This window comes from Nocardia sp. CNY236 (assembly GCF_000482385.1).
Lineage (GTDB): Bacteria > Actinomycetota > Actinomycetes > Mycobacteriales > Mycobacteriaceae > Nocardia.
The window spans coordinates 1-13,488 of sequence record NZ_AXVD01000001.1 but is presented as its reverse complement, the minus strand read 5'-3'; the positions used below and the strand labels follow the sequence as shown (position 1 = coordinate 13,488).

Sequence of the window (13,488 nt, the reverse complement as noted above, 5' to 3'; positions counted from 1 at the left end):
CTTGTCGCGTTCCAGGTGGCTGTCGGCAGTGGTGGTCACCGCGGTGCACGCATACCAGCTCCGCGAGTCCCCGATGGGCGGGTGACCGGGTAGTTCATTCGGCGGCGGTGCGCCGGTTGGGGCGTGCTCCGGTACGGCGGCGTCGCGGCCCCGGGGTCGAGCCGAGTACATAGGACTGCACCAGATGATTCCAACTGCAGGTCCGGCATACCTCGACGACATGAACCGAGAACTCTTCGCGGGTCTCGGCGAGGCGCCCGAGTTCCTCGGGCGTACGAGCCGACCCGGCGATCGGCCCGAGACCTTCGCCGAAGACCCAGGATACGAGGGTCAACTGCTCTTTCCGGCATATTGGGCATGTGACCTCGCTCCCCCGGCCGTGAAACTTCGCCGCGCGTAGGAGATAGGGATTCGCATCACACACCTCGGCGACATCGACACGGCCTGCATAGACGTCGGCCAGCAGGGACCGTCGCCGGAGGGCGTAGTCGACCACTTGCCGCTGAATTCGCACGAGAACCAGAGTAGCGGTGTCGGAATCAGGTTGCCCCGGGCTATACGGATCGACCAGGCGGTTGCGTGGTGCATCAGCGTGTCGTGCCCGGCTGTGACGTGTCCGGCGGGTGCGGCGCGCCCAGGTCGTTACGGCGCGCTCGGAGACGGTCTCATCGTGGCAATCGGTGGTCACCCATCTATTGATGTATCGCTCCGATATAGTAGCGATTGCATCTATTGGTTAGGTCGGTACACAGTCAGGGGGTGAAGCCCGGTGCTCGAACTGGCAATCCTCGGGCTGCTCCTCGAAGCGCCGATGCACGGTTATGAGCTGCGCAAGCGGCTGACCGGTTTGCTGGGGCCGTTTCGTGCCTTCTCCTACGGTTCGCTCTACCCGACTCTGCGTCGCATGCAGGCGAACGGGTTGATCGCCGAGGAGACCCCGGTGCGTGTGGCGACACGCCGTGCGCGGCGGGTCTATCAACTGACTCCGTCCGGTCGTGAGCGGTTCAACGAGCTGCTCGCCGACACCGGACCGCAGAACTACACCGACGACGGCTTCGGCGTCCACCTCGCCTTTTTCAGCCGCACTCCCGCCGAGGCGCGGATGCGGATCTTGGAGGGCAGGCGGCGCCAGGTCGAGGAGCGCCGAGAGGGGCTTCGGGAGGCGATCAAACGAGCCAGCGGATCGCTGGATCGCTACACCCGGCAGCTCCATCAGCTCGGGCTCGAATCAAGCGAGCGCGAAGTGCGCTGGCTCAACGAGTTGATTGCCGCGGAGCAATCGACGAAGACGGCACCACAGAAAGAGGGAAATATCGGCCATGAGTGACGTCATCAAGGTTGACAACGCCACCGAAGTTCGCGTCGCCATCGTGGGCGTGGGTAACTGCGCCTCGTCGCTGGTCCAGGGCGTGCATTACTACCAGGACGCGGACGAGTCCGCCACTGTTCCCGGTCTGATGCATGTGAAGTTCGGCGCATACCACGTCCGCGACATCAAGTTCGTGGCCGCGTTCGACGTGGATGCGAAGAAGGTCGGTTTCGATCTGACCGAGGCCATCTTCGCCAGTGAGAACAACACGATCAAGATCTCCGATGTACCGCCCACCGACGTCGTCGTCCAGCGTGGCCCGACCCTCGACGGTATCGGCAAGTACTACGCCGAGACCATCGAGTTGTCCGAGGTCCAGCCGGTGGACGTGGTGCAGGTGCTGAAGGACAACCAGGTCGATGTTCTGGTGTCCTACCTGCCCGTAGGCTCGGAAGAAGCCGATAAGTTCTACGCGCAGTGCGCCATCGACGCCGGCGTCGCGTTCGTGAACGCCTTGCCGGTGTTCATCGCTTCGGATCCGGTGTGGGCGCAGAAGTTCACCGCCGCCGGTGTCCCGATCGTCGGTGACGACATCAAGAGTCAGGTCGGCGCGACCATCACCCATCGCGTATTGGCCAAGCTGTTCGAGGACCGCGGTGTGCAGCTCGATCGGACCATGCAGCTCAATGTCGGCGGCAACATGGACTTCAAGAACATGCTCGAACGCGAGCGCCTCGAGTCGAAGAAGATCTCCAAGACTCAGGCCGTCACCAGCAACCTCACGAAGGAACTCGGCAGCAACGAGGTGCACATCGGGCCGTCGGACCATGTCGGGTGGCTCGATGACCGCAAGTGGGCCTATGTCCGCCTGGAAGGTCGCGCCTTCGGTGATGTGCCGCTGAATCTGGAATACAAGCTCGAGGTATGGGATTCACCGAACTCGGCAGGCATCATCATCGATGCCGTGCGGGCGGCGAAGATCGCCAAAGACCGGGGTATCGGTGGCCCCGTGATTCCGGCCTCGGCCTACCTGATGAAGTCCCCGCCGCAGCAACTCGCCGACGACGTCGCTCGTACACAGCTCGAAGCGTTCATCATCGGTGCCGAATAACTCCGGGTCGAGGTTGTCGAAGGACGCGCGTCCTGGATTCTGTTCGACGTCCGGCGTGGATCTCGAACGACCTGCGTCGTGGATCTCGACCTGCGTCGTGGACATCGATCGCCCAGCGGCAATCGACCTCGATCGGCCGGAACAGCATGTTCCGGCCGATCGAGGTCGGTATGTGCCGGCGTGGACGCGACCTAATCCAGTGAGACGTAGACCTCGACCGAGGTCGGACCGACATAGCGCTCGACCTCGGCGGTATGCGAGCGGGTGATGGTTCCGGAGTGTTCCGCCTTGGCGACGTGGGCCCATGCTGTGCGTAGTAGGTCGTAGGGCTTGTCGGTGACGACGAACTTGGCATAGCGACCCGGCGGAACGATGGTGAGCACGTCGCCGGGGTCCATGTCCTCGATCGAGGCGATCTCGTAGCCGAGTACCGCGACAGCGTGATCGTTCTGGCCGACGTAGGCGGCTGCTCGGGGAACGTTCTTTTCGCGCGCCAGGTACCGGTCCCAGGTGAAGTTCACCAGGTCGAGGTCGCGCGCGGTCACTTCGCGGCCGGCCAGTGGCACGGTGAGGCCCGCGACCATGCTCTGCTTCAGTGTGACGATCTCGAAATCCACGGTTTGTGTTCCTACTCGGTCGCCTGGTCGTCTGCCAACGAGACGAAGACTTCCACTGTGTTCGTCTCGGGATAGCGTTCCCAATCACCGGTATAGGCACGCACGAGCCGGCCCGAGGCTTCCGCGTCCCAGACCGCGCGCCAGATGCGGACGACCGTGTCGCCGAGGTTGTCGCCATTGGCGATGAACCGAGCGAATCGTCCCCCGGGTACCCGGGCGAGCACATCGCCGGGCAACAGGTCGGCGACGCTGTGGCAGAGATAGCCGGTGATGTGGGTCAAATACGAGTTGATCTCGACTGCGTGGTCGACATAGGCCGTGGTGGGTGGTCCGGGCAGCGTGCGCGCCCGGTTGCGCCGCCACGCCTGCTCGACTTTCGCCCGTCGTGGCCCTTCGACCGCGAGCGCGGGGCTGCGCAGCACAGTTCCCGCCACCAGCGTCTCGGGTTGGTCAACGACATTGAAATCCACCGGCGTAGCCCCTATGTCTCGTCTTCGTCGTCGCTCGAGCGCGGACCCTCCGCATCGTTGCCGCGGTTGCGGTGTCTGCTCATCGCGAGGTCTCGCTGTTCGCTCTCACTCTGGCAAACGATGCTGCCATGTCACGCGTTCCGCCGGGCCACGGAAGGTCACAGCATTATCGCTTTCAGCAAGAAACCCGATTCCAACGTCGCCGGGCCGGGCGGTTGGCACACCGGGACGACCGCTACTGCCAAGAGCTTCACGGAGTATGTCACAGTCGAAACCAACGACGACGCCCAGCGCACACCGGCCGGCGTTGGTTTCGTGCACCCGCGGGTCGACGTCATGCGGTCGCTGCCATCGCTATCCGGGCAGTGGGATGCTCAGCCCGGGGAAGATCTCCACGTCTCGTGGTGGTGCTGTCGGCGGCGGCGGCGGAATGACCACCAGGGGTTCGCGTTCCGGTGTGTCCTGCGGGGGTTCTGGTGCAGCGGTGGGTGGGTCGGTGGTGACCGGTGCGCGGGGGGCCGCCTGTCGCTGCGTGGTGGGTGGCGTGGCGCGTTGCGGTGATGGGCGTGATGGATTCAGGATGTCGTAGGTCCCGCCAGTGGGCTCGCTCCGACCGGTCCACATCTGCCCGGGTGTATCGGGGAATTGCTCGACCGGGGTTCCGTCGAGCGCGGTGTCCATGATCTGTTTCCACATATCGGCGGGTAGGCCGGAGCCGTAGATATCGCTGCCGCGCGCGGTGCGAATCGGCTGCGACTGCTCGGTGCCGACCCATACTGCCGTGGACAGCGAGGGCGTGAAGCCGATCATCCACGCATCCTTGTTGCGGTCGCTCTCGCCGAGTTGCGTGGTGCCGGTCTTGGCTGCCGAGGGTCGCCCGCCGCGCAGTGCGTGCCCGTTGGAGTACGCCGCGATCGGGGTCATCGCCCGCACGGTCTTGTCCGCAATCGATTTGGCGATCCGTTGTCGACCCTGCGCCATCTGATGGCCCACCTGCTGGTCCAAGCCGCGATCCAGGAGTACCTGCCCACTGCTGGTCACGACGCGTTGCACGAAGTACGGCTCGTGGTAGACGCCCGACGCGGCGAGCGTGGCGTAGGCGGAGGCCATATCGATCGGGCGCACCACATACTGGCCGAGGACGATTCCCGGTAGCGGCTTTCCGCCGTTCTCGGACAGGGTTTCGCCGGCGACGCCGGGAATCCGCTCCGGGATGCCCATATCGTGCGCCGCGTCGGCGATGGCCTGCGGCCCATCGAACATCGACATGGTCAGTCGGTAGAAGTTGGTGTTCAGCGACCGGGTCAGCGCCTCGGTCACCGTGCACCTGCCGCAGGATTCACCGTTCACATTGGTGATCCGTGTGCCACGGTGAGTGACCGGGGAACTGTCCAACACTCGTGACAGCGGAATGCCCTGCCGCTGTGCGGCAATCACCGCGAAGACCTTGAACGCGGACCCGGGTTGGAGCGGGGCCTGAGCGAAGTCGAAGCCCAAGCCGTTGTGACCGCCGAAGTAGCCGCGCACCGCACCGGAACGCGGATCGATCGATACCACCGCCGCGCGCAGTTCTGGCGGTTGGGATCCGAGTCGATCGTGCACCGTGTCCACCACTGCATTCTGGGTCTGTATATCGATGGTGGTGGTGATCTGTAGCGCACCGGCGTTCAATTCGGCGTCGCTGATGCCCGAAGCGCGCAGCTCGCGTAGGACCCGGCTGCGAATCAAACCTTCCGGCCCACGCGCCACGGTGTCGTCGGCGACCTCGGTGACCGGGATGATCTGCGGAAACGTCGTCGCGTCGCGCTCCTGCGGGGTCAGCACGCCCATGTCGACCATGCCGTCGAGCACGTAGCGCCAGCGAGCTTTCAGGTCTGCGAGATGGGTTTCGGGGTCCAGTAGCGACGGCGTTCTGATCAGCGCGGCGAGCACGGCGCCTTCGGAGCGGGTCAGCTGGGCGACGGGTTTGTCGAAATATGCTGCGGCGGCCGCGGCGATTCCGTAGGACCCGCGGCCGTAGTAGATGGTGTTGAGGTAGGCGGCGAGGATATCGTCCTTGCTCCACTGGCGGCCCATCTTTGCCGAGATCACCAGTTCGCGCATCTTGCGCGTGATGGTGCGGTCGGAGCCGAGGAAAGCGTTCTTCACATACTGTTGGGTGATGGTCGAGCCGCCGCCGGCGTTGTCTCGACCGAGCAGGTTGTCCCGGGCGGCGCGCAGAAAGCCCGAAGCCGAATATCCCGGGTTGCTGTAGAAGTCCCGGTCCTCCGCGGACAAGACCGCCTCCCGCACCGGCTGCGGTATCGCCGACAAGGGAACCTGCACCCGACTGCTTTCCGGTGGAACGACTTTCGCGAGCACTGTGTTGCCGTCCGCGGCCAGAATGGTGGAGATCTTGTCGGTCTGCATCGTGGTGGCATCGGGCAGTTCGACGCTCCAATACGCAAGGACGGCCAGCAGCGCGGGCATGACCCCGAACAAGACGAACAAGGCCAGCACCAGGCGGCGAATGCGCTGGCCCCGACTGGATGGTCGCCGATTCGGGTTCGGCGCCGGCTGCGCGGCGAGATGCTTCGAGGCATGCCGGCCCGATGTCCGCTCACGGCCGGCTCGCTCGTTCCGTGTCGCCGTGCGCGGTCGCTGCTTCCAGCCCGCGATCGAAGCGTACGGCGCGGTTCGCGGAGCCTTCCGGGCACGACGCCTGTGCCCTGGCGGTTTGCGGACCGAGCTCACGACTATCTCCTCCCGTAGCGTCGGACACTCACCTGCACGAACACGATCGGAAAGAAGCTATGACTCGCACCTTAGCGGGATGGCGCCCACAGCACCGCGTGTTGGCGTCCTCTGGCGGGCCGATTGTTCACCGCGTGGGCTTCGGCTGCGGGTCGAGTTCGAGACGGCCGGGGTTCGGAGACGGCCGGGGTTCGAGACAGCCTGGGTTCGAGACGGCCGGGGTTCGAGACAGCCTGGGTTCGAGACGATGGTCGGTGGCTGGGAATCAGTTCTTCACGCCACCGGCGGTGAGACCGGAGATGATGCGACGCTGGAAGAGCAGAACCATGATGACCAACGGCACGGTGACCAGGGTCCCGGCTGCCATGATCGCGGCGTAGGGCTCGACCAGAGGGTTGTTGCCGGAGAAACGGGCGACCGCGACCGTGATCGGTTCGGTTTCGTCGCTGGAAAGCAAACGAGCCAGCAGGTATTCGTTGACCGCCGCGATGAACGCGAGGATCGCCGTGGTGAAGACCGCCGGCGCGGCCAGCGGCAGCATGATCAGACGGAACGCCTGCATCTTGGTGGCGCCGTCTATCCGCGCGGCCTCCTCGAGTTCCCACGGTAGATCGGCGAAGAACGACGCGAGGATGTAGACCGTCAGCGGCAGAACGAAGGAGATGTTCGGGATGATCATCGCCTGGTATTCGCCGATCCAGCCGAGATCGGTGAACAGCTGGAACAATGGCGTCACCAAAACCACGACCGGAAACATCGAGGCGGCGAGAATCAGGCCGGACACCAGGTACTTGCCACGGAAGGTGAGTCGGGCCAGCGCGTAGGCGGCGAGCACCCCGATCAGCAATGCGATGACGGTCGTGGCGCTACCGATGAACACACTGTTCACCAGTGCTCGGCCGAAATCGTTGCCGCGGCTGGTATCGAACGCGTTTCGGAAGTTCTCCAGCGTGAGGTGCGTGGGCCACGGTGTGTTGTCGAAGGTGTGCTCGGGGTCGCGGAATGCGGTGACCGCCATCCAATAGAACGGCGCCATCCCCCAGACGAGCACGATCGCGGCGCCGAGATACAACCGGACCGAGCCGAGCCGCTTGGTCCACGGAACCGATTGCGCGGCAGGGGTGTGTGGATTCATCCGGCCCTCCGCTGTTCTTCCTGGGTACGGACCGCATTGGCACCCAGCACCTTCACCAGCATGAAAGCCACCGCGAAGATCAGCACGAAGGTGATCGTGGACAATGCCGCGGCGCTGTAGGGGCCTTGTCGAACCTGCTCCACGACGAGGATCGACACCGTCTGCGTCGAAGGGTTGCCCGAGGTAAGGATCGCGGGCAGGTCGTACATGCGCAGGGCGTCCATGGTTCGAAACAGCACTGCGACCAGGAGCGCGGGCTTCAGCAGGGGCAGGGTGATCTGCGTGAACCGCTGCCACGCCGATGCGCCGTCCACGCGAGCTGCCTCGTACACGTCGGCCGGGATCATCTGCAGACCGGCGAGCAGCAGCAACGCCATGAACGGGGTGGTCTTCCACACGTCGGCCACGATCACCGCGAAGCGCGCCGACCACGGGTCGGCGGTCCAGAGCAACTCTGTGCCCAGGACGCGGTTGATCACGCCGTCGAACTGGAACATGAACTCCCACAACCGTGCGGTGACCGCGGTCGGGATGGCCCATGGGATCAGGACGGCCGCGCGCAGCAGCGCCCGACCACGGAAGGTCTTGCCCATGACCACGGCCATACCGAGACCGAGCGCCAGCTCGAGAGCAACGGTGACGACTGTGAAGAACAGGGTGACCCCGACGGCGGCCCAGAACTGCGAGCCGAGCGTGCCGGTCGGGCACGCGACCGTCTCACCGGTCGCGGTATGGCACTGCTGCAACAGCCAGTGGGTGTAGTTCGAGATACCGGCGCTGCCGCCGTCGACGAACATTCCCGTCGCCGGGTCGAGCCCGGGGTCCTGGTGGAAGGACATCCACACTGCCCGAGCGACCGGATACCCGATGACGATCGCGAGTGCCAGCAGCACGGGCGTGACGAACAGCCAGGCTCTCCTGGATCTGCGCAACTCCTGGACGCTCGCCGCGGAGTATTCGCGCAACTTCTGGAGCGTCTGTGCGCTGTATCTGCGCGGCTTCTGGGCGGTCGGCGCGCCGAATCCACCCTTCACCGGAGGAACTCGTCATTGGGCACGTTCGTCGCCGTTCCCGAAGGATCCGACACCATGTCTCCTGGAGCCTGTCAGCGCGTTCCCGATCCGGCGGTTTCGATGCCTGTCTGCATGTCGCCGATCGCGTCGTCGACGGACTTGACTCCCTCCAACGCGGCGTAAGCGTTGTCCTGGATGGCCTTGGACACCGCGGAGTAGAACGGCGTCACCGGGCGCGGTACCGCATTGGCGATGGAATCCTTCAGCGCGGGCAGATACGGCATCTTGGCGATCAGCGCCGGATCGTCGTACACCGAGGCGCGTACCGGGGGCAGCGCGCCGGCGGCGACGATGTGCTGTGCGTCATTGCTGATCAAGAAGCGCAGGAAGTCCAGCGCGGTGGCCTTGTGTTCGGAGAAGGCGCTGATCGCGGCGTTGTAGCCCCCCAGAGTGGAGGCGCCGATCCCGTCCTCCCCGGGCAGTGGCGCGACCGCGAAGTCGTCCTTCACCGCGGAGGTCTCGCGGCTGAGGTCGGCGAAGGTGTGCGGCCAGGAGCGCAGGAACATCAGCTTGCCCTGTTCGAAGGCGTTGCCGGACTCGGCCTCCTTGAAGGTGATCGCTTCCTTCGGAATGTCGCCGTCGCGGTAGGCGTCGACCAGGACTTGCAGCCCTGCGCGTGATTGCGGACTGTCGACCGTCGGGGTGGAGCCGTCGGAGCCGACGAAGCTGCCACCGTAGGCATTGATCACCTCGGCCGCGTTCACGGTCAACCCCTCGTAGGCCGCGAACTGGCCTGCATAGCAGCCGATGTTCTGTTCGCGTGCGATATCGCACTGCGCCAACATCTCGTTCCAGGTCTTCGGTGGCTCGGACACCAGGTCCGTGCGGTAGTACAGCAGGCCGCCATTGGTGTTGCGTGGTGCCGCGTAGAGGGTGTCGTTGTAGGTGGCGCTGGCTACCGTCGGCGACAGTAGACCGCTGGTGTCGATGGCGAAGGTGTCCTTCAGCGGCTGGATCCAGCCGTTCGCGGCGAACTGGGCGGTCCATGGAACGTCCAGGGCGACCACGTCGTAGCCCGACTGTTCGGAGCGCATGTGCTCCACCAGGTCGTCGTATTGCTGGGTGGCGTCGTTCGACTGTTCCTTGAAGGTCACCTGCTCGTCCGGGTGCGCGGCGTTCCAGCGTGCGATCAGCTGTTTGACCGCGCCGGTCTGGGTGATGTCCTTGCCTTCGACGTAGGTGATCGGACCGCGGCCGGTGAGGTTCTGGTCGATGGCGTTGCTCCCGCTGTCGCTGGAACAGGCGCTGGTGAATGCGGTGACCAGGAGCGCCACTGCGGCGCCTGCCAGCGCCGCCCGCGGCCCACGCGCCAGTCGTAGGGACGACACTTTCATCACGGCCATCGGCAAACACTCCAAGATCAATCGTGAGCGGCAGCACACCCTGCCGGTGCACAAGGCAAGATACATGGTCTGCGCTGGTATGCGCGATACCGCCGCGACCGCGCGCTAGGCTGGCCGGCGATGACGTCGCCGAATGCAGTTCCGGACCGGATGCTCACCCGCATCGGGGGACTGCTGCGCAAGGCCGAGTCCACCGACAACGAGCACGAAGCCGACGCGTTCCTCGCCGCCGCCCAGCGGCTGGCCACCAAATCGTCCATCGACCTCGCTGTGGCGCGTGCCCATATCTCCGGACGTGAGCGCAAGCCCACGCCGGTGCAGCGAGTGATCACCATCGGTGAGCCGGGCAAGCGCGGGTTGCGCACCTACGTCCACCTGTTCGTTGCGATTGCGTCGGCCAATGACGTGCACTGCGACGTAGCCCGAACCTCCACACAGGTCTACGCCTACGGCTTTCCCGCCGATATCGACGCCTGCGCGGCGTTGTATGCGAGTCTGTTGGTGCAGATGGTGCGGGCATCGGATCTGTACATCAAGTCGGGCGCCTACCGGTCGGCGACCATGGAGAAGATCGTGGTGGCGCAGCGCGGGGGTCGACGGGTCCGGCATCGAGCGCGGGTACCTGTGGCCGGCGTGACCGCGCGCCTGAATTTTCACATGGCCTTTGCCGACCGCGTCGGACGGCGCCTGGCTGCGGTGAAGGCAGACACTGAAGCGCAGGCGCGGGCCGAGGCGGACGGTGCGGCGCGTGGCACGAACGCCTTCCCCAGCGTCGCGGTCGCTTTGCGTGACAAGGAGATCGAGCTGCGCGACTTCTATGCGCGAGCATCCCAGGCGCGCGGCACCTGGCGCGGTCCGCAAGCATCGACCGGGTATGCGGCGGCATCGCGGGCGGCAGGAGACCGTGCGGGCCGTGCGGCACGTATCGCAACCTCACCCGAACTGCATTCCGCACGTGGACAATTGGAACCCAAGGGCAGCTGGGCGGGATGAGTGTGCGTGATACGCAGCGTGCGCAGGTGTACGACGCCGAGCACCTGGTACGCGGGGTATTCGACCGTGCAGACCAACACCGCACGCGCACGATCGAACTGTACGGATCGCAGGTGACTTTGCCGATCGAGCGTCGGTTTGCCTCGGTGGAGTCGGTGCAGGACTACGTTTGCAAGGTGCTTGCCCTGCACTGGATCAGGTTGCGGTGGCACCGGGCAGCCGTACCGGTCCGCGTTCGGGCTCGGAACGGCACCACTGCCGCACATTACGAGGGCGAGCGCGCAGTGATCGCAGTACCGACGCATACCGGCGCCAGCGTGTGGGCGCTGCGTGAATTGGTCGTGTTGCACGAGTTGGCACACCATCTGGAGCCGGCGCCAGCTACCGTAGCGCCCCACGGATCCGAATTCTGCTGTCGCTATATCGATCTGGTCGACGGCATCGTCGGCCCCGAGGCCGGGTTGCTGTTGCGTACCACCATGCTCGGCTGTGGTGTGCGACTCGGCTAGGTTGCGTCTCCTAATGATTCCTACTCTGCCCAGTCGGCTCGGTGGAGTTCGTACTCGACCTCGCCGTGTTCGGTGCCGGGTAGTGGGTCGTCGAAGTGCTGGTGGAAAGTTCGAACGTAGGTGAGACCGGCCTTCTCCATGACGCGGCGAGACGCGATGTTGACCACCATGGTCTGGGCCCAGACCCGCCCTACGCCGAGTTCGGTAAAGCCCTTCCGGATCAACGCCCGCGCGCCCTCGGTAGCGTATCCGAGGCCCCAGACGGACGGCGTGAGCCGGTATCCGAGTTCTACGTCTGTGACGCTGCCGTCCCACGGCGGCTGTAAGGCCAGCCAGCCCACGAACGCCGTGGTGGATCGCTCGATGACGGCAAAGCGTCCGGCCGGACTCAGCTGGTAGTCGCGCAGGATCCCGGGCAGCACCTCGTGCTCGATCTCGCCGCGCGGTGTGGGCTCACCGGTCAGGAACCTCATCACCGCGGGCTCGCTATCCAGCCAAACCAAATTCTCGATGTCGGCGTCGGTGAACCGACGCAGGACGAGACGGTCTGTCAGCAAAAAGACATCCACCCCAAGCCCCTCCCGCTGCCACGGTCAATGGTCATCCTGTCGCGTATTGATCAAACCGTCCAACGCTTTTCGGCAACCCCGGCCATGGAACGGAGCCCCCGCGTGTACTCCAATATCAGCGTGGTTGTGGCGGTTGGTGATCGATATCAGGGGTTGACCGATGAGCAGTGGGAACTGTTGGAGTTGTTGCTGCCGAAATCCCAGGGCCGCGTGGGCCGCAACTTCGCCAACAGTCGCCGCGTAATCGAAGGCATGCTGTTCCGGCTGCGGACCGGAATCCCATGGCGGGACCTGCCCGAGATATTCGGGCCATGGCAGACGGTGTGGAAGCGGCACCGCCGCTATGCAGGCGACGGCACGTGGGACAAGGTGCTGACCGCGCTGCTGACTCTCGCCGATGCCACCGGCAACTTCGACTGGGTGATCTCGATCGACGCCACGATCGTGCGGGTACACCAGCACGGCGCGAGCCTCGCCCGCCACACAGGGGCCCCATCGAATTACAAGAATCTGCACGACGAACCGGCCGACCATGCTATCGGCCGCTCCCGCGGCGGGCTCACCACCAAAGCCCATCTGGTCACCGACGGCAACGGACGCGGCTTGGCGGTGCTCATCACACCCGGTCAGGCCGCAGACAGCCCGATGCTGCCGAACGTGCTCGACGGTGTTGCGGTGCCCCGGCTCGACAGCGGAGCACCACGCACGACTCCCGACCAGTTGATCGGTGACAAGGCGTACTCAGCAAGATCGAACCGGAAACTACTGCGCCGTAGGCGGATCAAAGCGGTGATCCCGGAGCGGGCCGATCAGATCGCCAACCGCAAACGCAAAGGACGTGCAGGCGGACGGGCACCGGACTTCGACACCGAGACTTACAGGCGCCGCAACGTCGTGGAACGCGCTTTCAACAAGGCGAAACGGTGGCGCGCCATCGCCACCCGCTACGACAAGTTGGCCCTGACCTACCGGGCCGGACTCGTCCTGGCCCTGATCGTCGAATGGCTCAAGCTATTAGGAGACGCAACCTAGTCGTTATGCGTCACGGCCCGAAACCGAAGCTACCGAAGGAAGTAGAAGAAACGCCTGAGCAGCGGAATTCGAATGATCCGTGCGATCGCGGCATACAGATCTACTTTCCGGTCGATTCGAAGCCCTGCGCGACGTATCGAGCTGTGCTCCAAAACAATTGAAAGAGCGATGTGTTGTTCGACCATGATCGAGGCCGCGCGCAGCCGAAGTCGACCGAATACCGCTGGCCGAATACCGCTGGTCGTTCTGAATAGGGTTGCCAAACGAGTTCGGAGTTGTTCTAATGACTTCGTCAAATCTGACCAGAGTTATTTTCAGATGAGGTGATCGTATGCGTACTCTTCGTATCGTGTCCGCCGGCTTTGCTGCGCTCACAATGGGTGCCGCTGTAGCCAGTGGAACGGCTGTAGCAGCTCCGTTGTCGCTGGAACCAGCTGCCCCGGCGACGCAGATTCAAGAGTCCGGGAGTGGGAGTAGCGGCACTGGTAGTGCCGAGCTATTGCTCAACGGAGACCTGCTGGACATCTTGCGTGGTTGCATCGGTCGCCCGGACTGCTGAGCCTGCAATTTCGACATTGTGGCTCGTAATCGACC

Annotated in this window: 14 protein-coding genes; 6 read left to right on the top strand and 8 right to left on the bottom strand. The window is 64.5% G+C overall.

Going from position 1 to position 13,488, the window contains the following annotated elements; all coding sequences use genetic code 11:
• Positions 1–94: 94 nt before the first annotated feature.
• Positions 95–514: a DUF5318 domain-containing protein gene (locus tag K940_RS0100070; RefSeq protein ID WP_196812057.1), complete on the bottom strand. Its 420-nt coding sequence runs from the start codon at positions 512–514 to the stop codon at positions 95–97.
• Between the two features lie 255 nt (positions 515–769).
• Here K940_RS0100070 and K940_RS0100065 point away from each other — a divergent pair, with 255 nt between their 5' ends.
• Entirely contained in the window at positions 770–1,327 is a 558-nt protein-coding gene (locus tag K940_RS0100065) for a PadR family transcriptional regulator (RefSeq protein ID WP_028475835.1), read from the top strand.
• Positions 1,320–2,420, top strand: a complete 1,101-nt coding sequence (locus K940_RS0100060; protein ID WP_028475834.1) for an inositol-3-phosphate synthase — start codon at positions 1,320–1,322, stop codon at positions 2,418–2,420. Before K940_RS0100065 ends, K940_RS0100060 begins: the two co-directional genes overlap by 8 nt.
• 191 nt (positions 2,421–2,611) lie before the next feature.
• Here K940_RS0100060 and K940_RS0100055 read toward each other — a convergent pair whose 3' ends face one another.
• From K940_RS0100055 to K940_RS0100030, 6 genes are all read right to left on the bottom strand, one after another.
• Positions 2,612–3,037 carry a GyrI-like domain-containing protein gene (locus K940_RS0100055; RefSeq protein WP_028475833.1) on the bottom strand — a complete coding sequence of 142 codons (426 nt, stop codon included), beginning with the start codon at positions 3,035–3,037 and terminating at the stop codon, positions 2,612–2,614.
• Between the two features lie 11 nt (positions 3,038–3,048).
• Positions 3,049–3,507 carry a GyrI-like domain-containing protein gene (locus K940_RS0100050; protein WP_028475832.1) on the bottom strand — a complete coding sequence of 153 codons (459 nt, stop codon included), beginning with the start codon at positions 3,505–3,507 and terminating at the stop codon, positions 3,049–3,051.
• 354 nt (positions 3,508–3,861) lie between these two features.
• Positions 3,862–6,240, bottom strand: coding sequence for a transglycosylase domain-containing protein (locus tag K940_RS0100045; RefSeq protein ID WP_369797438.1), 2,379 nt, complete (start codon positions 6,238–6,240; stop codon positions 3,862–3,864).
• A gap of 265 nt (positions 6,241–6,505) precedes the next feature.
• On the bottom strand, positions 6,506–7,375 hold the full coding sequence (locus K940_RS0100040; RefSeq protein ID WP_028475830.1) for a carbohydrate ABC transporter permease: 870 nt from the start codon (positions 7,373–7,375) through the stop codon (positions 6,506–6,508).
• Positions 7,372–8,340, bottom strand: coding sequence for a carbohydrate ABC transporter permease (locus tag K940_RS0100035; RefSeq protein ID WP_051406781.1), 969 nt, complete (start codon positions 8,338–8,340; stop codon positions 7,372–7,374). Before K940_RS0100035 ends, K940_RS0100040 begins: the two co-directional genes overlap by 4 nt.
• Positions 8,341–8,480: 140 nt before the next feature.
• Positions 8,481–9,791: an ABC transporter substrate-binding protein gene (locus K940_RS0100030; RefSeq protein ID WP_028475828.1), complete on the bottom strand. Its 1,311-nt coding sequence runs from the start codon at positions 9,789–9,791 to the stop codon at positions 8,481–8,483.
• Positions 9,792–9,911: 120 nt separating this feature from the next.
• Here K940_RS0100030 and K940_RS0100025 point away from each other — a divergent pair, with 120 nt between their 5' ends.
• Positions 9,912–10,784, top strand: a complete 873-nt coding sequence (locus tag K940_RS0100025; RefSeq protein WP_231390194.1) for a DUF2786 domain-containing protein — start codon at positions 9,912–9,914, stop codon at positions 10,782–10,784.
• Positions 10,781–11,293 carry a TIGR04338 family metallohydrolase gene (locus K940_RS0100020; protein ID WP_028475826.1) on the top strand — a complete coding sequence of 171 codons (513 nt, stop codon included), beginning with the start codon at positions 10,781–10,783 and terminating at the stop codon, positions 11,291–11,293. The genes K940_RS0100025 and K940_RS0100020 overlap by 4 nt, the downstream gene beginning before the upstream one ends.
• A 20-nt stretch (positions 11,294–11,313) precedes the next feature.
• Here the strand turns inward: K940_RS0100020 and K940_RS0100015 are convergent, their stop codons facing one another.
• Positions 11,314–11,862 (bottom strand): GNAT family N-acetyltransferase, encoded by a 549-nt coding sequence (locus K940_RS0100015; RefSeq protein ID WP_028475825.1) that lies wholly within the window; start codon positions 11,860–11,862, stop codon positions 11,314–11,316.
• A gap of 153 nt (positions 11,863–12,015) precedes the next feature.
• Here K940_RS0100015 and K940_RS0100010 point away from each other — a divergent pair, with 153 nt between their 5' ends.
• Positions 12,016–12,894 carry an IS5 family transposase gene (locus tag K940_RS0100010; protein WP_155980711.1) on the top strand — a complete coding sequence of 293 codons (879 nt, stop codon included), beginning with the start codon at positions 12,016–12,018 and terminating at the stop codon, positions 12,892–12,894.
• Positions 12,895–13,225: 331 nt separating this feature from the next.
• Complete coding sequence (locus K940_RS32775; protein ID WP_196812055.1) at positions 13,226–13,453, top strand: hypothetical protein; 228 nt, start codon at positions 13,226–13,228, stop codon at positions 13,451–13,453.
• Positions 13,454–13,488: the final 35 nt, after the last annotated feature.

Excerpts from the sequence above, each read along its gene's own strand:
- K940_RS0100060 (WP_028475834.1), top strand. The coding sequence starts at position 1,320 with ATGAGTGACGTCATCAAGGTTGACAACGCCACCGAAGTTCGCGTCGCC.
- K940_RS0100040 (WP_028475830.1), bottom strand. The coding sequence starts at position 7,375 with ATGAATCCACACACCCCTGCCGCGCAATCGGTTCCGTGGACCAAGCGG.
- K940_RS0100030 (WP_028475828.1), bottom strand. The coding sequence starts at position 9,791 with ATGGCCGTGATGAAAGTGTCGTCCCTACGACTGGCGCGTGGGCCGCGG.
- K940_RS0100025 (WP_231390194.1), top strand. The coding sequence starts at position 9,912 with ATGACGTCGCCGAATGCAGTTCCGGACCGGATGCTCACCCGCATCGGG.
- K940_RS0100020 (WP_028475826.1), top strand. The coding sequence starts at position 10,781 with ATGAGTGTGCGTGATACGCAGCGTGCGCAGGTGTACGACGCCGAGCAC.
- K940_RS32775 (WP_196812055.1), top strand. The coding sequence starts at position 13,226 with ATGCGTACTCTTCGTATCGTGTCCGCCGGCTTTGCTGCGCTCACAATG.